Origin of the sequence: Delftia sp. S65, assembly GCF_016516495.1 — a bacterium.
GTDB lineage: Bacteria > Pseudomonadota > Gammaproteobacteria > Burkholderiales > Burkholderiaceae_C > Comamonas > Comamonas acidovorans.
This window is the reverse complement of record NZ_JACVUR010000003.1, coordinates 49,905-73,544: the sequence shown is the minus strand read 5'-3', so window position 1 is coordinate 73,544 and position 23,640 is coordinate 49,905. Positions and strand designations below refer to the sequence as shown.

Genomic DNA, 23,640 nt, shown 5'->3' with positions numbered 1-23,640 from the left:
CTCGCGCAAGGCCTGCAAATTCTGTCGCCCCTCAACGAAGGGCGAAACCGCGATTATGCCTTATCAGCCACCGCAGGTGCAGCAGAAACTTCTGCCGGCTTGCCGCCAGCGGTGGGCTTCTTGCGCGCAGGGGCGATCATCATCACCATCTGGCGGCCTTCCAGCTTGGGGAACTGCTCCACCTGGATGGAATCCGCCAGATCGTCACGCAGACGGTTCAGCAGGTCCAGACCAATCTGCTGGTGCGTGATTTCACGGCCGCGGAACCGCAGCGTGATCTTGCACTTGTCACCATCGGCCAAGAAACGGCGGATGTTGCGCAGCTTGATGTTGTAGTCGCCGTCGTCGGTACCAGGGCGGAATTTCACTTCCTTGATTTCGATGACGGTCTGCTTGGCCTTGGCTTCGGCAGCCTTCTTCTGTTCAAGGTACTTGAACTTGCCATAGTCCATCAACCGGCAGACAGGTGGAGTGGCAGTGGCGGCGATTTCCACCAGGTCCACGTCCAGTTCGCCCGCCATGCGCAGCGCTTCCTGCAGAGGCACGATGCCCAGCGGCTCGTTCTCCGGGCCGGACAGACGCACTTCAGGCGCCATGATTTCACGGTTGAGACGATGCTTGCGCTCTTCACGGTGGCGCCGATCACGAAATTCAGTAGCTATGGTTCTCACCCTTGGATTTAAGTTGCTACAACAGCGTAGCCGCTTGTGTGCAGTACACGCATGCGGCTACCGCCTTTGGAGATGCTCCATCAGGCCTTCGCCGCGATGTCCTTGGCCACGAGTTCAATGAACGCATCAACCGACATCACACCGAGGTCCTTGTTGCCCCGTGCGCGCACTGCCACTGCACCAGCGGCCTTCTCCTTGTCGCCAGCAACAAGGATGTAAGGCAGCTTTTGCAACGAATGCTCCCGTATTTTATACGTAATCTTTTCGTTGCGCAGATCTGTCGCCACCCTAAGGCCTTGATTCGGAAATGCTTTTTGCAGCTTTTGTGCGACTTCCCGCACATAGTCCGCCTGCGCATCGGTGATATTGAGCACGGCGGCCTGCACGGGAGCCAGCCAGGTCGGCATGGCGCCAGCGTGCTGCTCGATGAGAATGCCGATGAAACGCTCCAGGCTGCCAACAATGGCACGGTGCAGCATCACGGGGCGATGGCGGTCGCCATCCTCGCCCACATACTCCGCATCCAGGCGTTCGGGCATGGAGAAATCCACCTGGATGGTTCCGCACTGCCACTGGCGGCCGATGGCGTCCTTGAGCGTGTACTCGATCTTGGGGCCGTAGAACGCGCCATCGCCGGGCGAGATCACGTACTCGCAGCCCGAAGCCTCCAGGCTGTTGATCAGCGCAGCTTCTGCCTTGTCCCAGCTTTCATCAGAGCCGATGCGCGCCTCGGGGCGCGTGGCGACCTTGTAGATGATGTCGCTGAAGCCGAAGTCCGCGTAGACCTTTTGCAGCAGCGTGGTGAAGGCCAGCACTTCGGGCTGGATCTGGTCTTCGGTACAGAAGACGTGGCCGTCATCCTGCGTGAAGCCGCGCACGCGCATGATGCCGTGCAGGCCGCCCGTGGGCTCGTTGCGGTGGCACTGGCCAAATTCGCCGTAGCGCAGCGGCAGGTCGCGGTAGCTCTTGATGCCCTGCTTGAAGATCAGGATGTGGCCGGGGCAGTTCATCGGCTTGAGCGCGTAGTCGCGCTTTTCCGACTCGGTCGTGAACATGTTCTCGCGGTACTTGTCCCAGTGACCCGTCTTCTCCCACAGGGTCTTGTCCAGGATCTGCGGACCCTTGACTTCCTGATAGCCGTTGTCGCGGTACACGCGGCGCATGTACTGCTCGACCTCTTGCCACAGGGACCAGCCCTTCGGGTGCCAGAACACGGTGCCCGGCGAATGCTCGTCGATGTGGAACAGATCCAGTTCGCGGCCCAGCTTGCGGTGGTCGCGCTTTTCAGCCTCCTCCAGCATGTGCAGGTACTGCTGCAGGTCGTCCTTCGATGCCCAGGCCGTGCCGTACACGCGCTGCAGCATCTCGTTGCGATGGTCGCCACGCCAGTAGGCGCCAGCCACCTTCATCAGCTTGAAGAACTTGAGCTTGCCGGTACTGGGCACGTGCGGGCCGCGGCACAGATCCTCGAAGCTGCCTTCGCGGTACAGGCTCACATCCTCATTGGAGGGGATGCTGGCGATGATCTCGGCCTTGTAGTTCTCGCCGATGCCCTTGAAGTACGCAACGGCCTCGTCGCGCGGCAGTACGCGGCGCACCACGGGCTCGTCCTTGGCGGCCAGTTCGGCCATGCGCTTTTCGATGGCGACCAGGTCCTCGGGCGTGAAGGGGCGCTTGTACGAGAAGTCGTAGTAGAAGCCGTTCTCGATCACGGGACCGATGGTGACCTGGGCCTCCGGGAACAGTTCCTTGACGGCATAGGCCAGCAAGTGGGCCGTGGAATGGCGGATCACCTCCAGGCCATCGGCGTCCTTGGCCGTCACGATGGACAAGGGCATGTCCTTGTCGATGACGAAGCTGGTGTCCACCACCTTGGCGTCCTCGCCAGCCCCCACCTTGCCGGCCAGTGCCGCTTTGGCAAGGCCTGTGCCTATGGATGCGGCCACTTCGGCCACGGTGACCGGGCCGGGGTACTCACGTTGCGAACCATCGGGAAGCGTAATGTGGATCATGGGATTCCTAAAATATTTCTCAGGGGGCGCGCATCCCCCAAAAGCAAAAAGCGCGGAGCCAGGTCCGCGCTTTCTTGGGGTCGAGTGAATCTCGTGCAGGCGCGAACCGCCAGCCGCTAGCGGCCGGTGTACATCTCCGATGTAGTTCGCGGTGTCATAACCATGATGCCTTTCTCGCCCTTGTCAGTTGTTGTCAATTGAAAACTTCCGCCATTTTAACCCCAGCAAAGAAAAAGCGCCCGAAGCACAAGGCCCCGGACGCTTTCTCACCCCTATCTACCTGAAGTTGCACTCACCGAAGCCGCGCTTCAGTGGAATTGCTCCTCTTCCGTGGAGCCGGTCAGCGCCTTCACGCTGGACGAGCCGCCCTGGATCACCGTGGTCACGTCGTCGAAGTAGCCTGCGCCCACTTCCTGCTGGTGCGACACGAAGGTGTAGCCTTGTTCGCGGGCTGCGAATTCGGGCTCCTGAACCATGTTCACGTAGTGCTTCATGCCTTCGCCGTTGGCGTAGGCGTGGGCAAACTTGAACGTGTTGAACCAGTTGATGTGAATGCCGGCCAGCGTGATGAACTGGAACTTGTAGCCCAGCGCAGACAGGTCTTCCTGGAAGGAGGCGATCTGGCTGTCGTTGAGGTTCTTCTTCCAATTGAACGAAGGCGAGCAGTTGTAGCTCAGCAGCTTGCCTGGGCAGGCGGCATGCACGGCCTGGGCGAACTCGCGGGCAAAGCCGATGTCGGGCACACCGGTTTCGCACCACACCAGGTCGGCATAGGGCGCATAGGCCACACCGCGGCTGATGGACTGCTCCATGCCATTGCGGACACGGTAGAAGCCTTCCTGTGTGCGCTCGCCGGTCAGGAACGGCTTGTCGTTGGCGTCGTGATCGGAGGTGATCAGGTTGGCGGCTTCAGCATCGGTGCGGGCCAGCACGATGGTAGGCACGCCCATCACGTCAGCGGCAAAGCGGGCGGAGATCAGCTTCTCGACGGCTTCCTGGGTGGGCACCAGAACCTTGCCACCCATGTGGCCGCACTTCTTCACGGCAGCCAGTTGGTCCTCGAAGTGCACGCCGGCTGCGCCAGCGGCAATCATGTTCTTCATCAGCTCGAACGCGTTGAGCACGCCGCCAAAACCGGCTTCCGCATCGGCGACGATAGGCAGGAAGTAGTCGATGAATTCCTTGTCGCCGGGGTTGATGCCACGGCCCCACTGGATTTCGTCGGCACGCTTGAAGGTGTTGTTGATGCGGCGCACCATGGTGGGCACCGAGTCATAGGCGTACAGCGACTGGTCGGGGTACATGGTTTCGCTGGTGTTGCCATCGGCAGCCACCTGCCAGCCCGACAGGTACACCGCTTCCAGGCCAGCCTTGGCCTGTTGCATGGCCTGGCCTGCGGAGATGGCGCCAAAGGCATTCACATAGCCTTTCTTGGCACCGCCGTTGATCCTTTCCCAGAGCAGTTCCGCGCCACGCTGAGCCAGCGTGTACTCGGGCTGCAGGCTACCGCGCAGGCGCACCACGTCGGCGGCGCTGTAGCCGCGCTTGACGCCCTTCCAACGGGGGTTCTGCGCCCAGTCTTTCTCAAGGGCGGAAATCTGCTGTTCACGGCTCAGTTGCTGGGTCAGGGATTGGGGCATGTTGCTCTCCTGGGAGGTGGTTGAAACAAGCGGCTTTCTTGCGTCGGCCTTGGGATCAAATTTAAGTCTTATAGAAGACCTCATCAACATCTTGTGTCTTATACAAGACTAAATTTTTCATCATATAAATCAACGAGTTATTTTCATATTTTTCAATATGAAATCACATTTCTCGTATTGAGAAAAATTGGCGCATTGCAGCATTTCAATATTTCACAATGCAAAACATGAATTCCATGCCATGAAAAGTCACCACAGCATGGCAAGCGTCCGCGACAGGCACATGTCACGCACACCGGACGCGCTCACAGGTACCATCGCGCGTTCAGGCGGCGCTCCCGCCTCTCAAACCTGCACTTGCCGTGAACACCTCCCATCGCAGATCTGCCTATGCCTGCCTGGCGCTGAGCATGTCCCTGGTCGGCAGCTATGTCGCCCTCTCCAAGCCTCTGGCGGCCATTTTTCCGGTGCTGCTGCTGGCCTGGCTGCGCTTTGGCATCGGGGCCATCGCCATGCTGCGCTGGCTGCGCAAGCCGGCTGACGAGGCACCCCTGTCTCGGCGCACGCAGGGCCTGCTGTTTCTTGAGTCGCTGTTCGGCAACTTTCTCTTCACCATCTGCATGGTGACCGGCGTGAGCCTGACGAGCGCCGTCACGGCCGGCGTGACCATGGCTGCCATCCCTGCTGCCGTGGCCTTGATGAGCTGGCTGTTTCTGCGCGAGCGCGTGGCTGCGCGCACCTGGCTGGCCATTGCGCTGGCCGTGGCGGGCATCTGCCTGTATGCACTGTCACGCCCGGACGCTGGCGCCGCCTCGGCAGCATCAGCATCAGCCTCACCGCAGGCGTGGCTGGGGCAGATGCTGCTGGTCGGTGCCGTGCTTTGCGAGGCGTTCTACGCCGTCATAGGCAAGCGCCTGACCACGTCCCTGGGGCCCAAGCGCATCACATCCATCGTCAATCTCTGGGGATTTGCGCTGTCAACGCCCTTCGGGCTGTATCTGGCGTGGCGCTTCGACTTCGGCAGCGTGGCATGGAGCATCTGGGGTCTGTTGCTGTTCTACGCCCTTGCCGCCTGCGTGTGGACCGTGTGGTTGTGGATGACAGGCTTGCGCAACGTGCCAGCCTCCCAGGCCGGCACCTTTACGGTACTGCTGCCGATCAGCGCTGCCGTGGTCGGCATGTGCGTGCTGGGCGAACGGGTTACATCCATGCAGTCGCTGGCCTTTGCGATCGCCCTGCTGGGCATTCTCGTGGCCACCTGGCCGGGCAGAAAACGCCTTGCACAACACCCTTCCGCGAGCGGTGCCAGCCCCTTCTGAAAACGCTGCCGCCGACGGCCAACCTGCCAGTGCGGCCCTCGAAAGCGAGCCAGAATGCAAAAACTCCTCAAAAAACAGCGCCACAGCAACAAATCGAGGCAAAAATTTGACGGGTAAGCTTGGAAGAGCGTTTTTTTCCCATTAGCATCAGCCTGCCAGTGGATAGCGACGGTTTTTCGCTGGTAAAGAATCCACTCCATACTAGGAACAAGCAACATGGCAACTGCAAAGAAGGCAACGGCTGCTCCGGCAGCTCCCGCAAAGAAGCGCACTCCCAACGCCGCCTTCATGAAACCCCTCACCCCCAGCCCCGCTCTGGCTGCCGTGGTGGGTTCCACTCCCCTGCCCCGCACCGAGATCATCAGCAAGCTGTGGGTCTACATCAAGGCCAACAAGCTGCAAGACGCTGCCAACAAGCGCATGATCAACGCCGACGCGAAGCTCAAGGAAGTGTTCGGCAAGCCCCAAGTCTCGATGTTCGAGATGGCTGGCCTGATCGGCAAGCACGTCAAGTAATCCTCGGGCCCGCGCCACGACGGATGAAAGCCGGCCCCTGGGCCGGCTTTTCTTTTTTCCGGGATGCCATCTCCTCTTCTTGCCGGAGATGCTGCACACCGACAACATTCCAATGCCATGAGTCAAGTGCCCGCGCTGCAAGCCGTTCCCGACGGCATCATCAATCTGGCCGACCACGAGGCGCATGCGCGGCAGCGGATGGACGACAACGCCTGGGCCTATTTCTCGGGCGGCGCGGCCGATGAGCGCAGTCTTGCGGCCAACCGCAGCGCCTGGGACGCGCTCACACTGTGGCCGCGCGTGCTCCGCCCCCTTGCAGGCGGTCATACCCGGCTGCAGTTGCTGGGCAGGGAGCTGACCTGCCCGCTGCTGGTGGCCCCCATGGCTTTTCAGCGCATGGCCCATGCGGATGCAGAGCTTGCAACGGCCTATGCCGCAGCGGCGCTAGGGGCGGGCATGGTGCTCAGCACACAGGCCAGCCTGCCGCTGGAGACAGTGGCACAGGCCGCACGGCTCACGCCGGGCCATGGCCCTTTGTGGTTCCAACTCTATCTGCAGCATGACCGAGGCTTCACCACGCAACTGATCAAGCGCGCAGAGGCCGCAGGCTACGAAGCGCTGGTGCTGACGGTGGACGCGCCCACCAGCGGTGTGCGGGACCGTGAACGCCGCGCGCGCTTTTGTCTTCCGCCGGGAGTGTCTGCCGTCAATCTGCAGGGGATGGCGCCACTTGCAGCCATGCAACTTGCACCAGGCCAGAGCCCCCTGTTCGACGGCCTTTTGCACCATGCACCCACCTGGGATGACGTCGCCTGGCTGCAGCAGCAGACACGGCTGCCGCTGCTGCTCAAGGGAGTGCTCCACCCGGCCGATGCGCTGCAGGCCGCGAGATTGGGAGTCGCGGGCATCATCGTCTCCAACCATGGAGGGCGCACGCTGGACACCGCACCGGCCACGGCAACAGCCCTAGCCCGCGTGGCCAGGGCCGTGCGCGGCGCGGGCCACGAGCTCCCCTTGCTGGCCGACGGGGGCATACGGCGCGGCACAGACGTGCTCAAGGCGATCGCCCTCGGTGCGACGGCGGTTCTGATAGGCCGCCCCGTACTCTGGGGGCTGGCCAATGCGGGCGCCGCCGGCGTGGCCCATGTGCTCAGGTTGCTGCGCGATGAACTGGAGATCGCCATGGCGCTGACAGGGTGTGCCACCCTTGCCCAGGCCACTGTGGAACTACTGGATACCGAGTAAAGCCGAGCGCCATACAGCCCTACAGACAACCAAGAATTGCAAATGCGATGAATTCTCATTTATAATTTTTCATCCTATCAATAGCCAGCCACTACTGCCTGTAGCCATGATCGTCTGTGTATGCCGCCGGGTTTCCGACCGTGAGATCGCACGCCACGCTCATGCGGGCATGAGCTTTGACGAGATCCAATTCGAATTGGGTATCGCCATGCAGTGCGGCCGCTGCGAGAGCTGCGCCCGGGATGTGGTGGCGCAATGCTGCGCCAGCCAGCCCGTGGCGGCCATCCACAACGAGGTCGCGGCCCAGACAGTCCAGCTTGCCAACAACATTCTGGAGAGCAAAGCATGGTCCTCCTCTCAGCACTTGTCGGCAGCCTGATCCTCGTCGTTACATGCACCTGGTGGATTCTGCGCAGCTGATACTCCGTCTTCCGAGCGACAGCACCCGGCTCCCATACGCTGACCGCTCCTTCTGTCTCTATGTCCCAGTCTGATCGTTTTGGCCCCCCCGGGGGCCTTGGCCGTAACGTGGCCATCGCGGGTTCGGTCGTGGTCTTGCATGCAGCAACCCTTTGGGCGATGCAGCATGGACTGCTCCAGCGCGCACCCGAAGAGGTCATCGTGCCAGCCCAGGTGATTGCGGAATTCATTTCGCCACCCGCTCCCGAGCCCGAGGCACCCAAGCCCCCTCCTCCGCCACCGCCTCCCAAACCGCAGCCGGTCGTGAAGAAGGCACCGCCGCTGCCCAAGGCCATAGCCGACCCCAAGCCCGCACCTGCGGCGCCGCGCGGCACGCTGGACGACGAGCCCAAGCCCGTGGTGGAAGCACCGCCGGCACCGCCCGCCCCTCCTGCGCCGCCAGCGCCTCCCGCTCCCCCGGCGCCACCGGCTCCGCCCAAGATCGAATTGCCGTCCAACAACGCGGCCTACCTCAACAACCCGGCCCCCAACTACCCCGCCATCAGCAGGCGCATGGGGGAACAGGGAACGGTCACGCTGCGCATCTTCGTGGACGCGCAAGGCCTGCCTCAAAAGATCGAGGTCAGCAAATCCAGCGGCTACGACCGTCTGGACCAGCAGGCCGTGGACGGCGTCAAGAACTGGAAATTCGTCCCCGGCAAGAGCAACGGCACGCCAACCCCCATGTGGGTCACCGTCCCGGTCAAATTCACCCTCAATTGATTCTCAGGAGTATCCATGGATTCCCAATTCGGCATTGCCCACGTCTGGACGCAGGGAGACTTCGTCACCCGTGCCGTCGCCATCATCCTGCTGGCCATGTCGGTGGCCTCTTGGCTCGTGATGATCATCAAGGCCCTGGACATCGTGAAGTTCAAGAAGCTGGCGCGCAACGCCCAGGACTTCTGGCACAGCCCCGACCTGGCCAGCGGCCTGGAAAAGCTGGGCGATGACCGCTCCAACCCCTTCCGCTACCTGGTGCTCGAAGGCCGCGAAGCCACCGCCCACCACCGCAAGACCAGCGCCCACCTGCATGACACGCTGGACATCAGCGACTGGGTGACCCGCTGCATGCGCAACGGCATCAGCGAATTCACCGCCCGCCTGCAATCGGGCCTGGCCATTCTGGCTTCCGTGGGCTCGACCGCTCCCTTCATCGGCCTGTTCGGCACCGTCTGGGGCATCTACCACGCGCTGGTCGCCATCGGCCTGTCCGGCCAGTCCTCGATCGACAAGGTCGCGGGCCCCATCGGTGAAGCGCTGATCATGACCGCCCTGGGCCTGGCCGTGGCGATTCCCGCCGTGCTCGGCTACAACGCCGTGGTGCGTGGCAACAAGTCCATCCTCAACGCCCTCAACAGCTTTGCCCACGACATGCACGCCTACTTCGTGACCGGCGCCCGCGTGTCCATCGACGGCAAGGAAGCCGGCAACGTGCTGCCGCTGAAGAAAGGCGCGTAAGCCATGGCATTCGGAACAATGGACGATGACGGCGAAGAGGTGATGAACGAGATCAACATGACGCCGCTGGTCGACGTCATGCTGGTGCTCCTGATCATCTTCATCATCACCGTGCCGGTGATGAAGCATTCGGTGAACGTGGACCTGCCCCGCGCCACCAACCAGCCCGAGGACGTCAAGCCCGCCACCGTGCGCCTGGCCGTCTCCGCCGATGGCCAGTACCACTGGAATGGCGTTGCCGTCAGCGATACGCAGTTCGAGGAGAACCTCAAGGCCGAGGCGGCCAAGGAGCCGCAACCTGACCTGCATATCCAGGGCGACAAGGAAGTGCGCTACGAGCGCGTGGCCCAGGCCATGGCCGCCGCACAGCGTGCAGGCGTGCGCAAGATCGGCTTCGTGACGGACCCGGCCAAGTAGGCCGTGGCAGGCATTCCTTGCCTGGCGATCAACGACAACGGCCCTTCGGGGCCGTTTTTCATTCTCTTTACGCTGGCAGTGCATCGAGTCGCAGGGATAGGACTGGTCCCAGAAACCACAATGCGAGTAAGTCTCACTTGATTTTCAATTGAGAATTGTTATCATTCACAAAACTTTCCAATTTTTGAGGAATTCCCTGCATGTCTGCCACTTCCGCCGCCACCTCGCATCTGTCCGGCAACTCCAACGCCCAGGCCTTTGCAGCGCTGCAGGCCGCAGCATCTGCAGCCCTGACCGGGGCCGCCAGCGGACTCGACAGCACCCTGCTGCTCAATGGACAAAAGGCTGTGACCATCGTGCACAACGGCACGCCCTACCGCCTGCAGGCCACCAAGCTGGGCAAGCTCATCCTGACCAAATAAGCAAGATTCCGGCCGTCGTCGGATGCCCGACCCGCGGCTTCTTCGTTTCATCGTGGGGCGACCTTGGGACTTCCAGTCTCAGAGGTCGATTAGCCAGCCAACAAAATCTTCGGATTTTGCGTAGCCAAGCATTTTTTTCCCACGCTGCAGCGCAGATTGACCAAAGAAAAAGCCCCTGTCCATCGGCACAGGGGCTTTTTCTTGGCTGCATGGATCAGTCCCCAGGGACCGATTCATGCAGCATGGGTGCATCAGGAGCTATTACAGGCCCAGAGCAGCAATGCCAGCGCTGGCAACCTGCGCATCCTCGCTGGCCTTGACGCCGCTGACGCCCACGGCGCCCAGGCATTGGCCGTCCTTCATGATGGCCACGCCACCTTCGAGCAGGCCGTCCAGCGTGGGCGCGCTCAGGAAGGCCGTGCGGCCGTTGTTGATCATGTCTTCATAGCCCTTGGTATCGCGGCGGCCCAGAGCCGCCGAGCGGGCCTTGGACGGAGCGATGTGGGCCGACACGGCAGCGGCGCCATCCAGGCGCTGCAGCCACAGCAGGTGGCCGCCGTCATCGACGATGGCAATGGTCACGGCCCACTTGTTCTTCAGCGCCTCGGCTTCTGCGGCGGCGGCAATGGCCTTCACGTCGGCCAGTTCGAGTTCATGCTTGGTCTTCATAAGATTCCAATTATCCATTCCATCACAAATGTCCTATAAGCATAGCAATCGTATGAGGACTGACAATGCATGCGCAGAACAAAACATTCGAAACCAAACCATGGCGGCGGCTCGGGGTATTGCAAGTCGCGCGCAAGCCGCCACCTAGAATGGGCAAGTCGCAACAACACTCCTTCGGAGGACTGGCCACATGAATGATCAAGTCACCACACTGGGCTCTGCGGGCTACGGTGTCTCGCAGCAAGAGCGCAATCGCGTATTGCGCAACACGTACTGGCTGCTGGCCCTGAGTCTTCTCCCCACCGTGCTGGGCGCTTGGCTGGGCGTGGCCACGGGCATCACGCGCTCGCTGAGCGGCGGGTTGGGGCTCATCGTCTTCCTGGGCGGCGCCTTCGGCTTCATGTTCGCCATCGAGAAGACAAAGCACTCGGCAGCCGGCATTCCCGTGCTTCTGGGTTTCACGTTCTTCATGGGCCTGATGCTGTCGCGCATGATCGGCATGATCCTGGGCTTCAAGAACGGCTCCGAGCTGATCATGACCGCCTTTGCAGGCACGGCCGGCGTGTTCCTGGTCATGGCCTCGCTGGCCACGGTGATCAAGCGCGACCTGTCGGGCATGGGCAAGTTCCTGTTCGTCGGCGTGCTGGTGCTGTTCGTGGGCTCCATCATCAACGTCTTCATCGGCTCCACGGCCGGCATGATGGCGATCTCGGTGGCGGCCATCGGCATTTTCAGCGCCTACATGCTCTATGACCTCAAGCAGATCATGGACGGCGGCGAGACCAACTACATCAGTGCCACGCTGGCTCTGTACCTGGACCTGTTCAACGTGTTCCAGAGCCTGCTGGCCCTGCTGGGCATCATGGGCGGCGAACGCGACTGATGCCGCACGCGGAAGGCTTCGCCTTCCCTGCTGCACAACACCAAAGGCCTCCTTCGGGAGGCCTTTTGCATGTCCGGGATCATCATTTGTGCAAAGCGGACTCAACTTCTTCCGAGGCCTGCCGATAATCTCCTCAAGATGACCATGCCTAATCTTCCCCGCACCTTCGCCATCCTGCTGCTGCCCACGCTGCTCGCCGGCTGCAAGCTGGATGATATTCCGGGCCTGGGACCGGACCCCCGCACCGTCGCCAAGGAGGCCGAGGCCAAGGCCATCGGCGGGGCGTGCCGCCATGCCCTGCGCGGGCTGGAGGATTGCTACACGCTCAACCCCAAATCGTCCAAGGCCCTGGTGTTTGCAGGCTGGAAAGATATGGACGAGTACATGCGCGCCAACAAGATGGAAGGCACGCCTTCGGTCCTGGGCCAGAGCGACCGCCGCCGCAGCGACAAGGACGAGGCGCCTGCCGAGCCGACCTCAGGCCGCAATCGCAGCTGACCCCTTTTGAGATCCGGATTTGAGATCTGGATCCGCCCGTCAAAAAGCCGTGGCCGCCCGAGGGCTCCACGGCTTTTTTCATGGCGCAGGCAGCCAGGCCGTCAGTCTGCGCAGCGCTCGAACACCGCCATGCTCTCCACGTGGGCCGTGTGCGGGAACATGTTGACCACGCCTGCCGATACACAGCGATAGCCGGCCAGGTGCACCAGAAGGCCGGCATCGCGCGCCAGCGTTGCGGGATTGCAGCTGACATAGACGATGCGCTCGGGAAAGCGCCAGGCCTCATGCCCTGCCGGCAGGGGCTCGGCGCCTTCGGCACCGATGCGCGCCTGGTGGATGTCGGCCAGGGCCTTGGACAGCGCAAACGCGCCTTCACGCGGCGGATCCACCAGCCACTTGCCGGCCACGCCGTCGGCGAACAGCATCTCGGGCGTCATCTCGAACAGGTTGCGCGCCACAAAGCGCGTGGGCGCGAGCTTGTCGCCCTCTGCGCGCTGTGCGTTGTTGGCCGCGTAGTTTTCATGGGAGCGCTTGACCAGGGTATCGCTGCCCTCGATGCCCAGCACCTCGCGCGCCTGCGTGGCCAGGGGAAGGGTGAAGTTGCCCAGACCGCAGAACCAGTCGATCACCCGCTCATCCTTCTTGACATCCAGCAGGCGCAGCGCGCGCGTGACCAGCACGCGGTTGATGTGCGGATTGACCTGGGTGAAGTCCGTGGGCTTGAACGGCATGGTGATGCCGAAATCGGGCAGGCCATAGTCGAGCTGGGCGCCTCCCTGCTCCATGAGGTGCACGGTGTCCGGGCCCTTGGGCTGCAGCCACCACTGCACGTTGTGCTCGACTGCGAAGGCCCGCAGACGGGCCTGGTCGTCCTCGGACAACGGCTCCAGATGGCGCAGCACCAGGGCCGTGACGGAGTCGCCGCAGGCAACCTCGATCTGCGGGCAGGTTTCGCGCGCATCCATGGAGGCGATCAGCGCGCGCATGGGCAGCAGCATGGCGTCCACATGGGGCGGCAGGATCTTGCAGGTCTCCATGTCGGCGATGTAGCGGCTCTTGCGCTCGTGAAAGCCCACCAGCACCTTGCCCTTCTTGGCCACATAGCGCACCGACAGGCGCGAGCGGAAACGGTAGGCCCAGGACGGACCTTCGATGGGGCGCAGCAGCGTCTCGGGCTTGACCTTGGCCAGATGCCAGAGATTGTCTTCCAGCACGCGCTGCTTGATGGCCACCTGGGCGCCCACGTGCAGATGCTGCATCTTGCAGCCGCCGCAGGCACCGGCGTGCAGACCGAAATTCGGGCAGCCGGGGCGCACGCGCTGGGAAGATTCGCGGTGGATGGCCGTCAGGCTGGCGGCTTCCCAGTTGTTTTTCTTGCGATGGGTGTTGGCGCTGACCAGTTCGGTAGGCAGGGCGCCGTCGATGAATACCACCTTGCCATCGCTCTTGCGGGCCACGCCCTGGGCGTCCATATCCATGGACAGCACCTGCAGCCAGCCTTCGGGCAGTGCAGGGGCGTCGATGTCGGCTTCGGGCAGGTTGTCGGGGATCTTGTTGTCGCGGGGTTCACTCATGGGGCACGATTGTCTCAGGCTCTCCCCTTGCCCTGTTGGCGGCTCCCCAAAAAAGCCCCCAACTCGCTTTTGCCTCTCAGGAGCGCGGAGTGCTGCTGCGGCCCAGGTCCCGCTGCCGCTCCTGGCGCGCCCGGGCCAGTTGCTCGCGTTCGGCCAGCAGGTTGATTTCGGTGATGCAGTTGAATTCGTCCAGCGTGAACACCATGGTGGCACCGCGCTCGATCTTGTCCACGGTCTGGTGCAGCGGCAAGGTCAGGTCCACCGGCGGGCGGTTGGAGCGGTAGATCAGTTCCTGCTCGGGCGTGTAGACGGAATAGCAGGCGGCAGACGCGGCCTGCGCCAGCGCGCAGGCGGCCAGCACGGTGATGGCACGCAGGTTTTGCACAGCAGTCATGGTGTTCCCCTCAAAACGGCGGCCCGCCTGTGTATGTACTGGGTGGCAGGCCAGGCTGCCCAGCATTATGGAGCAGCACGTGCCGCGCCCCGCCAGGCGCCGCCTCCGCGCTGCAGCCGGTTTTGATTTTTCAGCTTTCTCAAATTTCTCTCTTGACAGAAATTTCAGGCCTGCAGACACTGAGGCCATGCAACTGAGTCCCATCGCACACCGTTTCATCCACCATTGGGGCGACATGGGCAGCTCCTGGGGGGTGAACCGCACGGTCGCCCAGATCCACGCCCTGCTGTTCTTCCATGGCCGCCCGCTCAACGCGGAAGAGATTGCCGACACGCTGGGCGCCGCTCGCTCCAACGTGAGCAACAGCCTCAAGGAACTGCAAGGCTGGGAGCTGATCCGCACCAGCCGCAGGCCTGGCGACCGCCGCGACTACTTCGAGACCTCGTCCGATGTCTGGGAGCTGCTGCGCACCATCGTGCGAGAGCGCAAGCAGCGCGAGTTCGACCCGACCTCGGAGATGCTGCGAGAACTGATCGCCGAGCCCGGTTTCGATGCCGAATCCCCCGACACCCAGGACCGCGTGCACGAGACGCTGCGCCTCATGGAATCGCTGGGCATCTGGACCGACGAGATGCTGCGGCTGTCGCCCTCCACGCTGGACAAGCTGCTGCGCCTGGGCGCCAGCGTGCAGCGCTTCGTGCGCTCCGAGGCCGCTGACTCCCGCGTCAAGCGCGGGCGCCGAGCCTGAAATTTCCGTCACAAGAGAAACTGGAGGTCACCATGCGCATTCTGGTCTGCGGCGGCAACGGCTTCATCGGCCGCCATATCGTCAACCTGCTGGCCTTGGCCGGCCATGATCCCGTGGCGCGCAGCCGCCATTCCCTGCCTGCGCTCGACTACGCCAAGGCCACCACGCCCGACGCCTGGCTGCCGCACCTGGCGGGCGTGGATGCCGTGGTCAATGCCGTGGGCGTGCTGCGCGACAGCGCCTCCCGGCCCATCGATGCAATGCACGCCCAGGCCCCCATCGCCCTGTTCGATGCCTGCGCGGCGGCCGGCGTGCGGCGCGTGGTGCAGATATCGGCCCTGGGCATAGAGGGCAGTGCCACGCGCTACGCCACCACCAAGCGCACCGCTGACGAGCATCTGCTGGCACTCACGGCAGCCGGCCATCTGCAAGGCTGCGTGGTGCGCCCCAGCGTGGTGTTCGGCGCCGGCGGGGCCAGCAGCGAGATGTTCCTGTCCATGGCGCGCCTGCCGGCGCTGCTGCTGCCGCGCCCCGTGCTGCAGGCCCGCGTGCAGCCGGTGGCCGTGCGCGACCTGGCCGAGGCCGTGGCCGGCCTGGTGACGCGCCCCGAGCCCGTGGGCGTGATCGAGATCGGTGGCCCCCTGCCCTTGCCGCTGGCCGCGCTGATTGCCAGCCTGCGCGCGCAAATGGGCCGCGCCCCCGCCCGCGTGGGCACGCTGCCCGGCTGGCTCAGCCGCGCCAGCGCACGCGCTGGCGACTGGGTCAGCGCCTCGCCCTGGTGCAGCGAGACATTGGCGCTGCTGGCCAGCGACAACGTCACCGATCCGGCTGGTCTGCAAGGCCTGCTGGGCCGGCACGGCATTACGCCCTCCCAACTGCTGTCCACCTTGCGCCATGGATGAGCGCCGCTCCCGCCCTGTTCCAGCGCCACTGCGCACCATGCACTTGAGCCTGATCGCCGTCTGGCTGGGCACGGCCCTGGTCAGTGCCATCGAGCACCGGGGCCTGAGCGTGCAGGTGCTTGCCGACGCCGGCATCCACGATGCGCGCTGGCAGACATTCCTGATCTGGAGCGGCCTGCTCGCCGACCTGGCCGTGGGCCTGGCGCTGTGGCTGCGGCCGGGCCGGGAGAGCTATCTGGCGGCTTTGCTGCTGATGGCTGCAATGACGGTGCTGGCCACGGTGCTGCAGCCCACGCTGTGGCTGCATCCGCTGGGGCCGCTGCTCAAGAACCTGCCGATCGCAGCCATGCTGCTGCACCTGATGTCGGCACCTGTCACCCCGAAGGAGTCCGCATGAATCTCTACCTGTTGCTCAAGACTCTGCATATCGCGTCCAGCGTGCTGCTGGTCGGCACCGGCCTGGGCTCGGCCTTCTACATGTTCTTCGCCAACCGCAGCGGCAGCGTCGCTGCCCAGGCCGTGGTCAGCCGCCTGGTGGTGCGTGCGGACTGGTGGTTCACCACGCCCTGCGTGGTCATACAGCCCTTGAGCGGCATTGCCCTGGCCCACATGGCGGGCTGGCCGTTGACCACGCCGTGGCTGGCACTGTCGCTGGGCCTGTACCTGCTGGCCGGCGCCTGCTGGCTGCCCGTGGTCTGGCTGCAGGTGCGCATGGCCGCCATGGCGCGCGGCGCGCACGCAGCGCAGGCCGCCCTGCCCGCGCTGTATGCCGTCTACGCCCGGCGCTGGGAGGCACTGGGCTACCCGGCCTTCATTGCAATGGCCGTGACCTACTACCTCATGGTCAACAAGCCGATGCTCTGGGGCGGCTGAGCATCGGCAGTGCCTTCAGTGCCTGGCCTCAGAGCTTGGCCTCAGAGCTTGGCAATGGACACTTCGGTGGACTTGACCAGGGCCACCACGTCGGAGCCCACGACCAGGCCCAGCTCGTCCACCGAGCGCGTGGTGATCACCGAGGTGACCACGCCCCAGGGCGTTTGCACATCGACTTCGGAGACAACGTCACCACGGATGATTTCGCGCACCTGGCCCTTGAACTGGTTGCGCACGTTGATGGCTTGAATGGACATGTTTTTCTCCTGGGGATCAAAAGGAATCAAAGGAAGGTTGGGGAAAACGGAAAGTCAGACGGCCCAGCGCAGGCCATGGGCCGGTACGCCGGGCCAGGCCGTGGTGTCGGTCAGCGGGTTGGATTCGGGCTCGGCGGCGGGCTTTTGCAGCACGCGGTCGAGAATGCGTTGTTCAATGGCCGCCAGCGCCACGCTGCCGTGCACGCGCGGCCGTGGCAGAGCGATGCGTTCATCCAGCGCGATGCGGCCGTCCTCGATCAGCACCACGCGGTCGGCCAGGGCCACGGCCTCCTGCACGTCATGCGTGACCAGCAGGGCCGTGAAGCCGTGGCGCTGCCACAGGCCTTCGATCAGGCGGTGCATCTCTATGCGGGTGAGCGCATCGAGCGCGCCCAGCGGCTCGTCCAGCAGCAGCAGTTGCGGGCGGTGCACCAGGGCGCGCGCCAGGGCCACGCGCTGGCGCTGGCCGCCGGACAGGCGCGCCGGCCATTCGCCCTCGCGGTCGGCCAGGCCGACCTGGGCCAGCACTTCGCGGCCACGCTCCTGGGCCGAGGCGGGCAGGCCCAGCGTCACATTGGCCAGCACACGCCGCCAGGGCAGCAGGCGCGCGTCCTGAAACATGATGCGCGTGCCGCCTTGCGCGCCCTGCACGGCGCGGGCGGGCTCGCCGTCCAGCAGCAAGGTGCCGGCCGTGGCCTGCTCCAGGCCTGCGACCAGGCGCAGCAAGGTGCTCTTGCCGCAGCCGCTGCGGCCCACGATGGCGACGAATTCGCCAGGCTCCACCTGCAGCTGCACTTCGTGCAGCACCTCGCGCTGGCCGTAGCGCTTGGTCAGCCCGCCGGCCTGCAGGCGCACGCCACGGCGCGGTGCGGATTGGGGGGATGCGGACTGCGGCGCATCGTCGTTCTGGGCCAAGCGGTCGCTGACGTCCAGGCCATCGGCATCGAACGAGGCCTCCCAGGCCATCGCCGGCGCGGTGGTGTTCAGCTCCACGGCCTGTGCCAGCGTGGTCTTCATACGGTTCCATCGGCTCATGTCGTGCTCCTTGTGTCACTTGGGCTGGTAGCCCGGATGCCAGCGCAGCCACCAGTGCTCCAGCGCACGCGCAAACCAGTCGGCCAGCTTGCCCAGCAGGGCATACAGCAGGATGCCGACCAGCACCACGTCGGTCTGCAGGAACTCGCGGGCATTCATGGTCAGGTAGCCGATGCCCGACTGCGCCGAGATGGTCTCGGCCACGATCAGGATCACCCACATCAGGCCCAGCGAAAAACGCAGGCCGACGAGGATGGAGGACAGCGCGCCCGGCAGGATGACCTCGCGGTACAGCTGCCAGCGCGTGAGGCCGTAGCTGCGCCCCATCTCGATCAGCGCGGGGTCCACATTGCGTATGCCGTGGAAGGTGTTCAGGTAGATGGGAAAGAACACCGACACGCTGATCAGGAACAGCTTGGCGCTCTCGTCGATGCCGAACCACAGGATGACCAGCGGAATCAGCGCCAGCGCGGGGATGTTGCGCACCATCTGGATGGTGGAGTCCAGCAGCGTCTCCGCCCAGCGCAGCGAGCCCGTGAGCAGGCCCAGCGCCAGCCCCAGCCCGCCGCCGATGGCCAGGCCACCCAGCGCGCGGCCCGCGCTCACCTGTACATGCTTGAGCAGCTCTCCCGACTCGGCCAGCGCCTGCGCGGCGCGCAGCACATCCAGCGGAGCGGGCAGCACCCGCGTGGACAGCCAGCCGAAGGCCGAGGCGGCCTGCCAGACGGCGATCAGCGCCAGCGGCACCAGCCAGGGCACCAGGCGGCGGCCCACGCCGGCCGCAAAGCGCAGCAGCGGCGACCAGGAATCGCCGGCCGGGGTGGCCGAAGAGGCCGGCAGCGCAGTAACGGTACGTGCATCGGACATGCGTGGCTCCCTCAGCTTTGCGACGCGCGCGGCGAGTACAGGTTGGCAACGGTCTCGCCCAGGGGCCCGCCCACGCCGCCAGCCAGCCTGTCGCGCACGGACAGCGGCAGCAGCGGGAAGACCAGCTCGGCAAAGCGGTAGGCCTCTTCCAGGTGCGGATAGCCGGACAGCACGAAGGTGTCTATGCCCAGGTCCGCGTACTCCTTGATGCGGTCGGCCACGGTCTGCGCATCGCCCACCAGGGCCGTGCCCGCGCCGCCGCGCACCAGGCCCACGCCGGCCCAGAGGTTGGGGCTGATCTCCAGCTCGGCCCGCGTGCGGCGGCTGCCGCCGGCATGCAGGGCGGCCATGCGGCGCTGGCCTTCCGAGTCCATGCGCGCGAAGGCGGCCTGGGCCTGGACCACGGTCTCGTCCTTGAGGCGGCTGATCAGGCGATCGGCATCGGCCCAGGCCTCGTCCTCGGTCTCGCGCACGATGACGTGCAGGCGGATGCCGAACTTCACGCTGCGGCCATGGCGCGCCGCCTTCTCGCGCACATCGGCAATCTTTTTGGCCACCTCGGCCGGGGGCTCGCCCCAGGTCAGGTAGGCATCGACCTGCTCGGCGGCCAGGTCGTGCGCGGCCTCGGATGAACCGCCGAAGTACACGGGCGGATACGGCTTTTGCAGCGGCGGGAACAACAGCTTGGCGCCCTTGACCGAGAGGTGTTCACCTTCGTAGTCGAGCGTGCCGCCCTCATGGCTGCGCTCAAGGATCTCGCGCCAGATGCGGATGAACTCGGCCGATTGCTCGTAGCGCTGCGCATGGTCGAGGAAGACGCCGTCGCCCTCCAGCTCGGCGCGGTCGCCGCCCGTGACCAGGTTGATCAGCAGCCGCCCGCCCGACAGGCGGTCGAACGAGGCCGCCATGCGCGCCGCCAGGCTGGGCTGGTGCAGGCCGGGCCGCACGGCGACCAGGAACTTCAGGCGCTTGGTAACGGGAATCAGGCTGGAGGCGACGACCCAGGGGTCCTCGCAGGAGCGGCCCGTGGGAATCAGCACGCCCTCGTAGCCCAGGCTGTCGGCCGCGATGGCGACCTGCTTGACATAGTCGTGGCTGAGCGGGCGGGCGCCCTCGGCCGTGCCGAGGTAGCGGCTGTCGCCGTGGGTGGGAATGAACCAGAAAACCTGCATGCGCTGCTCCAGTCAGGGGACGGAATCGAGGAAGGAAATCAAAGGGCGGAAGAAGGCCGCGCCGCCGCAGGCTCGGCCAGCCGCGCGTACTCGGCCGCCGAGGGCCGCCAGACGATGTCGGCCACCTGTACCTGGCGCGGAATCAGGCCCAGCCGAAAAAATGCATCGGCCACGCGCTGCTGGTCCACCACGGTCTGCGCAGCCAGCAGGCCCACGGGGGAGCTGGGCCGGCGCGCAATGAAGCGGCTGACCACCGCCGCATCCAGGCCGCTGAAGCCGGCCACCAGGGCCACGGCCTCCTGGCGCGCGCTCTGGGCCAGGCGATCGGCGCGCGTGAGCTCGTCGAACAGCGCGCGCAGCACCTGCGGATGACGCTCCACCAGTCCGCGCGCGGCCAGGTAGAACGAGGCGTTGCCCGACAGGCCTTCGCCATTGGCCAGCACGCGCGGGCGAATCGCCAGCTCGGTGGCCGCGTAGAACGGGTCCCAGATGGCCCAGGCGTCCACGCTCTTGCGTTCGAAGGCGGCGCGCGCATCGGCCGGGGCGAGGTACACGGGCTGGATCTCGTTCCAGGCCAGGCCCGCCTTGTCCAGCGCGCGCACCAGCAGGTAGTGGGCGCTGGAGCCTTTTTGCAGCGCCACGCGCCGGCCCTTGAGGTCGGCCAGGGCGCGCAGCGGCGAGTCCGATGGCACGAGAATCGCCGAGCTCTCGGGCTTGGGCGGCTCGGCGCCCACGTACAGCAGGTCGCGGCCCGCGGCCTGGGCAAAGACCGGGGGTGAATCGCCGGTCAGGCCGAAATCCAGGCTGCCTGCGGCCAGGGCCTCCAGCAGCTGGGGACCGGCCGGAAACTCCAGCCAGCTGACCTTGGTGCCCGCAAAGCGCTTTTCCAGCACGCCCTGCTGCTTGAGGATGACCAGGTTGACGGCCGACTTCTGGTAGCCGATGCGCAACTGCTCGGGCCCGGCCACGGCGGCCGGCGTCTCGGCGCGTGCGTACTGGCCGGCCAGGCTCCAGCTGAAGGCGGTGGTGCCCAGCAGTTGCAGGGCCTGGCGGCGCACGCGGTCCAGGCGGGGCTTCTTGGGGATGGCGTTCATGGTGCGGACTCCTTGCAGTGGGCTCAGGGACGCGACGCGATCAGGTCCACCGGCGCGGCATGCAGCAGGTTGAGCTTGCGGGGGATGAGCTTGAGCTCGAAGAAGGTGTCGGCGATCTGCTGCTGCTCGGCCAGGATCTCGCGCGTCACGGACGAGGTGCCGAAGCGTGCGCGGCTCAGGTACAGCTCGGTGATGGACTTGTCCAGCCCCAGGATGCTGGACAGCTCGGCGGCCGCCGCCGTCTGGTTCTTCGAGGCCCAGCGGTCAATCCCATCGACCTCTTCGATGGCAATGCGCAGCACATCGGCATTGCGCGTGGCGAAATCGCGCGAGGTGAAGTAGTAGGCGCGGTTGTTAACCACGCCCGTCGCATCGGCCAGCAGGCGGGCGTCCAGCGTCTTTTGCGCGGCAGCCAGGAAGGGGTCCCAGATCAGCCAGGCATCGACGGAGCCGCGCTCGAAGGCGGCACGCGCATCGGCCGGCGCCAGGAAGACGGACTGCACATCGCCGTACTTCAGGCCATGCTTTTCCAGCAGCTTGACCAGGAAGTACTGCACGTTCGAGCCCTTGTTGTAGGCCACGCGCTTGCCCTTGAGGTCCTGCACGCTGCGGATGGGCGAGTCCTTGGGCACGATCACCGCCTCCAGCCCGGGGCGCGGCACGGTGGCGCCCGCATAGACCAGGGGTGCTCCTGCGGCCTGCGCAAAGATGGGCGGGGCCTCGCCCACATCGCCGAAGTCGATGGAGCCCACGTTCAGCGCCTCCAGCTGCACGGGGCCGGCGTTGAACTCGATCCAGCGCACCGACACGCCCAGCGGCGCCAGCCGCTTTTCCAGCGTGCCCCGGCTCTTCAGGATGGACAGCCAGCCCTTTTGGTGGCCCACGCGCAGCACGCGGTCGCCCGCCTTGTCCTGGGCCAGGACCGGGCCGCCCACCGTGGCGACTGCTGCGGCAAGGCCCGCGCCCAGCAGTTGGCGTCGGCGCCAGTTGGCTGTGTGTCGGGGGAAAGAATCAAACGAGACCATGACGGACATCCTTGGAAGAGTGGTGCGTGGTGCGTGGCGCAGACAAAGCGCTGCCCATGCATGCGCGCGGCATGCAGCCAGAAAACAAAAAAAGGGAAGGCGGAGCAAGGGGCGGCCGCCTGCAGGACCAGGCCTGCAGACGCGCCGCACGGAGTCGTCAGGTGCTACATCGCCGGCTGGCGAAGGCCACGGTCTCGAAGCGAAGAAAAGAGCTGGATGCCACCACGCCTGCCACACCTGCGTTGCCTGCCACTCCTGCCTTGTGCATCCGCACGCCTGCCTGCGCCATGCGGCGCGCGGCCTGCAAAGAGTGGCGGGAGGTCAGGAAGATGGACATGGCGGATCGTGGTAGTTGGCAGGGGTCTGGGAAAGCGGGTGAATTCAGTGGGTGGGCGCCGGCCGGGCCGGCGCGCCGCACTCACTTCTTGGTGTAGATCTGGTCGAAGCTGCCGCCATCGGCAAAGTGGTCCTTGTCGGCCTTGGCCCAGCCGCCAAAGGCCTGGTCGATGGTGACCAGCTCCAGCTTGGGGAACTTGTCCGCGAACTCGGCCTTGACTTTGGCGTCGGTGGGACGGTAGTAGTTGCGGCCGGCGATGCGCTGGCCTTCCTCGGAGTACAGGTACTTCAGGTACTCCTCGGCCACGGCGCGCGTGCCCTTTTTGTCCACGACCTTGTCGACCACGGCCACCGAAGGCTCGGCCAGGATGGACAGCGAAGGCACGACGATCTGGAACTTTTCGGGACCGAACTCCTTGAGTGCCAGGAAGGCCTCGTTCTCCCAGGCCAGCAGCACATCGCCCACGCCGCGCTGCACGAAGGTGATGGTGGCGCCGCGCGCGCCGGTGTCCAGCACGGGCACGTTCTTGAACAGCTTGCCGATGAAGTCCTTGGCCTGTGCGTCGCCGCCGTACTTGCGCTTGGCGAATTCCCAGGCGGCCAGGTAGTTCCAGCGCGCACCGCCGCTGGTCTTGGGGTTGGGCGTGATCACCTGCACGCCGGGCTTGACCAGGTCGTCCCAGTCCTTGAGGTTCTTGGGATTGCCCTTCTTCACCAGGAAGACGATGGTGGAGCTGTAGGGCGCCGAGTTGTGCGGCAGGCGCTTTTGCCAGTCGGCCTTGAGCAGGTTGCCGTTCTTGACCAGGGCGTCGATGTCGCCGGCCAGCGCCAGCGTGGCCACGTCGGCGTCGATGCCGTCGATGATGGAACGCGCCTGCTTGCCCGAGCCGCCATGCGACTGCTTGACGCTCACGTCCTGGCCGCTCTTGGCCTTCCAGTGCTTGGCGAAGGCCTGGTTGTATTCCACGTACAGCTCGCGCGTCGGATCGTAGGAGACATTGAGCAGTTGCACCGACTGGGCCAACGCCGGCAGAGCCGACAGGGTCAAGCCCGCGATCAGGCCGGCGGCGACAGGAAACTTGATAAAGTGGCGGCGAATTTTCATTGGAGTGTCGGTAGAGAGTGGAGACGACGGTCTGGTGCCGTGGAAA

29 protein-coding genes are annotated in these 23,640 nt (G+C 64.9%); 14 read left to right on the top strand and 15 right to left on the bottom strand.

All coding sequences use genetic code 11. The annotated features are described in order from the left end of the window. Window positions 1-53: 53 nt before the first annotated feature. From infC to aceA, 3 genes are all read right to left on the bottom strand, one after another. Window positions 54-671, bottom strand: coding sequence for a translation initiation factor IF-3 (infC, locus tag IAE24_RS04015; RefSeq protein WP_012206414.1), 618 nt, complete (start codon window positions 669-671; stop codon window positions 54-56). Window positions 672-751: 80 nt separating this feature from the next. After that, window positions 752-2,683 (bottom strand): threonine--tRNA ligase, encoded by a 1,932-nt coding sequence (gene thrS / locus IAE24_RS04010; protein WP_034395367.1) that lies wholly within the window; start codon window positions 2,681-2,683, stop codon window positions 752-754. A gap of 308 nt (window positions 2,684-2,991) precedes the next feature. Beyond that, on the bottom strand, window positions 2,992-4,323 hold the full coding sequence (aceA, locus tag IAE24_RS04005) for an isocitrate lyase (protein WP_199959797.1): 1,332 nt from the start codon (window positions 4,321-4,323) through the stop codon (window positions 2,992-2,994). A gap of 362 nt (window positions 4,324-4,685) precedes the next feature. On the opposite strand from aceA, the gene IAE24_RS04000 reads away from it, so the two are divergent. The 8 genes from IAE24_RS04000 to hemP all read left to right on the top strand — a co-directional run bounded on the left by IAE24_RS04000 (window position 4,686) and on the right by hemP (window position 10,162). Continuing rightward, window positions 4,686-5,642: a DMT family transporter gene (locus tag IAE24_RS04000; protein WP_199959801.1), complete on the top strand. Its 957-nt coding sequence runs from the start codon at window positions 4,686-4,688 to the stop codon at window positions 5,640-5,642. A gap of 216 nt (window positions 5,643-5,858) precedes the next feature. Next, a complete protein-coding gene (locus tag IAE24_RS03995; RefSeq protein WP_012206418.1) occupies window positions 5,859-6,158 on the top strand; it encodes an SWIB/MDM2 domain-containing protein in 300 nt (99 codons plus the stop codon). Window positions 6,159-6,275: 117 nt separating this feature from the next. Then, the gene (locus IAE24_RS03990; protein WP_199959802.1) at window positions 6,276-7,403 is read left to right on the top strand and encodes an alpha-hydroxy acid oxidase; all 1,128 of its coding nucleotides are present in this window, start codon (window positions 6,276-6,278) and stop codon (window positions 7,401-7,403) included. A 106-nt stretch (window positions 7,404-7,509) separates the two neighbouring features. Then, window positions 7,510-7,782: a (2Fe-2S)-binding protein gene (locus tag IAE24_RS03985; protein WP_012206420.1), complete on the top strand. Its 273-nt coding sequence runs from the start codon at window positions 7,510-7,512 to the stop codon at window positions 7,780-7,782. Between the two features lie 101 nt (window positions 7,783-7,883). Continuing rightward, window positions 7,884-8,585: an energy transducer TonB gene (locus tag IAE24_RS03980; RefSeq protein WP_013801672.1), complete on the top strand. Its 702-nt coding sequence runs from the start codon at window positions 7,884-7,886 to the stop codon at window positions 8,583-8,585. 15 nt (window positions 8,586-8,600) lie between these two features. Further along, entirely contained in the window at window positions 8,601-9,323 is a 723-nt protein-coding gene (locus IAE24_RS03975) for a MotA/TolQ/ExbB proton channel family protein (RefSeq protein WP_012206422.1), read from the top strand. A gap of 3 nt (window positions 9,324-9,326) precedes the next feature. Next, on the top strand, window positions 9,327-9,740 hold the full coding sequence (locus tag IAE24_RS03970) for an ExbD/TolR family protein (protein WP_013801671.1): 414 nt from the start codon (window positions 9,327-9,329) through the stop codon (window positions 9,738-9,740). A 200-nt stretch (window positions 9,741-9,940) separates the two neighbouring features. Further along, window positions 9,941-10,162 carry a hemin uptake protein HemP gene (gene hemP / locus IAE24_RS03965; RefSeq protein WP_012206424.1) on the top strand — a complete coding sequence of 74 codons (222 nt, stop codon included), beginning with the start codon at window positions 9,941-9,943 and terminating at the stop codon, window positions 10,160-10,162. Window positions 10,163-10,240: 78 nt separating this feature from the next. Here the strand turns inward: hemP and IAE24_RS03960 are convergent, their stop codons facing one another. Both IAE24_RS03960 and IAE24_RS03955 read right to left on the bottom strand, forming a co-directional pair. Continuing rightward, on the bottom strand, window positions 10,241-10,399 hold the full coding sequence (locus IAE24_RS03960; RefSeq protein ID WP_199959804.1) for a hypothetical protein: 159 nt from the start codon (window positions 10,397-10,399) through the stop codon (window positions 10,241-10,243). A 24-nt stretch (window positions 10,400-10,423) separates the two neighbouring features. After that, the gene (locus IAE24_RS03955; RefSeq protein ID WP_063325750.1) at window positions 10,424-10,831 is read right to left on the bottom strand and encodes a GlcG/HbpS family heme-binding protein; all 408 of its coding nucleotides are present in this window, start codon (window positions 10,829-10,831) and stop codon (window positions 10,424-10,426) included. Window positions 10,832-11,021: 190 nt separating this feature from the next. Between IAE24_RS03955 and IAE24_RS03950 the strand changes: the two genes are divergently transcribed. Both IAE24_RS03950 and IAE24_RS03945 read left to right on the top strand, forming a co-directional pair. Then, a complete protein-coding gene (locus IAE24_RS03950) occupies window positions 11,022-11,714 on the top strand; it encodes a Bax inhibitor-1/YccA family protein (protein ID WP_012206426.1) in 693 nt (230 codons plus the stop codon). 69 nt (window positions 11,715-11,783) lie between these two features. After that, a complete protein-coding gene (locus IAE24_RS03945) occupies window positions 11,784-12,212 on the top strand; it encodes a hypothetical protein (RefSeq protein WP_013801669.1) in 429 nt (142 codons plus the stop codon). Between the two features lie 101 nt (window positions 12,213-12,313). On the opposite strand, the gene rlmD is transcribed toward IAE24_RS03945, so the two are convergent. After that, complete coding sequence (rlmD, locus tag IAE24_RS03940; protein ID WP_034395354.1) at window positions 12,314-13,786, bottom strand: 23S rRNA (uracil(1939)-C(5))-methyltransferase RlmD; 1,473 nt, start codon at window positions 13,784-13,786, stop codon at window positions 12,314-12,316. 76 nt (window positions 13,787-13,862) lie between these two features. Then, window positions 13,863-14,180, bottom strand: a complete 318-nt coding sequence (locus IAE24_RS03935; RefSeq protein ID WP_013801667.1) for a hypothetical protein — start codon at window positions 14,178-14,180, stop codon at window positions 13,863-13,865. A 187-nt stretch (window positions 14,181-14,367) separates the two neighbouring features. Here IAE24_RS03935 and IAE24_RS03930 point away from each other — a divergent pair, with 187 nt between their 5' ends. Genes IAE24_RS03930 through IAE24_RS03915 form a run of 4 tightly spaced genes read left to right on the top strand, consistent with a single transcriptional unit; the run spans window position 14,368 to window position 16,703 of the window. After that, window positions 14,368-14,928: a GbsR/MarR family transcriptional regulator gene (locus IAE24_RS03930; protein ID WP_199959814.1), complete on the top strand. Its 561-nt coding sequence runs from the start codon at window positions 14,368-14,370 to the stop codon at window positions 14,926-14,928. Window positions 14,929-14,960: 32 nt separating this feature from the next. Further along, entirely contained in the window at window positions 14,961-15,830 is an 870-nt protein-coding gene (locus IAE24_RS03925) for an NAD-dependent epimerase/dehydratase family protein (protein WP_199959822.1), read from the top strand. Continuing rightward, window positions 15,823-16,227, top strand: coding sequence for a DoxX-like family protein (locus IAE24_RS03920; RefSeq protein WP_034395344.1), 405 nt, complete (start codon window positions 15,823-15,825; stop codon window positions 16,225-16,227). The genes IAE24_RS03925 and IAE24_RS03920 overlap by 8 nt, the downstream gene beginning before the upstream one ends. Beyond that, window positions 16,224-16,703, top strand: coding sequence for a DUF2269 family protein (locus IAE24_RS03915; RefSeq protein ID WP_034395341.1), 480 nt, complete (start codon window positions 16,224-16,226; stop codon window positions 16,701-16,703). The genes IAE24_RS03920 and IAE24_RS03915 overlap by 4 nt, the downstream gene beginning before the upstream one ends. A gap of 41 nt (window positions 16,704-16,744) precedes the next feature. Here the strand turns inward: IAE24_RS03915 and IAE24_RS03910 are convergent, their stop codons facing one another. From IAE24_RS03910 to IAE24_RS03875, 8 genes are all read right to left on the bottom strand, one after another. Next, entirely contained in the window at window positions 16,745-16,960 is a 216-nt protein-coding gene (locus IAE24_RS03910; RefSeq protein WP_012206434.1) for a TOBE domain-containing protein, read from the bottom strand. A 54-nt stretch (window positions 16,961-17,014) separates the two neighbouring features. Continuing rightward, window positions 17,015-17,995: an ATP-binding cassette domain-containing protein gene (locus IAE24_RS03905; RefSeq protein WP_199138146.1), complete on the bottom strand. Its 981-nt coding sequence runs from the start codon at window positions 17,993-17,995 to the stop codon at window positions 17,015-17,017. A gap of 15 nt (window positions 17,996-18,010) precedes the next feature. Then, a complete protein-coding gene (gene ssuC / locus IAE24_RS03900; protein ID WP_199959824.1) occupies window positions 18,011-18,862 on the bottom strand; it encodes an aliphatic sulfonate ABC transporter permease SsuC in 852 nt (283 codons plus the stop codon). Window positions 18,863-18,873: 11 nt separating this feature from the next. Further along, window positions 18,874-20,034 (bottom strand): FMNH2-dependent alkanesulfonate monooxygenase, encoded by a 1,161-nt coding sequence (ssuD, locus tag IAE24_RS03895; protein WP_034395335.1) that lies wholly within the window; start codon window positions 20,032-20,034, stop codon window positions 18,874-18,876. Between the two features lie 38 nt (window positions 20,035-20,072). After that, the gene (locus IAE24_RS03890) at window positions 20,073-21,128 is read right to left on the bottom strand and encodes an aliphatic sulfonate ABC transporter substrate-binding protein (protein ID WP_013801662.1); all 1,056 of its coding nucleotides are present in this window, start codon (window positions 21,126-21,128) and stop codon (window positions 20,073-20,075) included. A 23-nt stretch (window positions 21,129-21,151) separates the two neighbouring features. Continuing rightward, window positions 21,152-22,153, bottom strand: coding sequence for a sulfonate ABC transporter substrate-binding protein (locus IAE24_RS03885; protein ID WP_170962019.1), 1,002 nt, complete (start codon window positions 22,151-22,153; stop codon window positions 21,152-21,154). A 157-nt stretch (window positions 22,154-22,310) separates the two neighbouring features. Further along, entirely contained in the window at window positions 22,311-22,490 is a 180-nt protein-coding gene (locus tag IAE24_RS03880) for a hypothetical protein (RefSeq protein ID WP_199959826.1), read from the bottom strand. 81 nt (window positions 22,491-22,571) lie between these two features. Further along, on the bottom strand, window positions 22,572-23,594 hold the full coding sequence (locus tag IAE24_RS03875) for a sulfate ABC transporter substrate-binding protein (RefSeq protein ID WP_013801660.1): 1,023 nt from the start codon (window positions 23,592-23,594) through the stop codon (window positions 22,572-22,574). Window positions 23,595-23,640 lie beyond the last annotated feature (46 nt).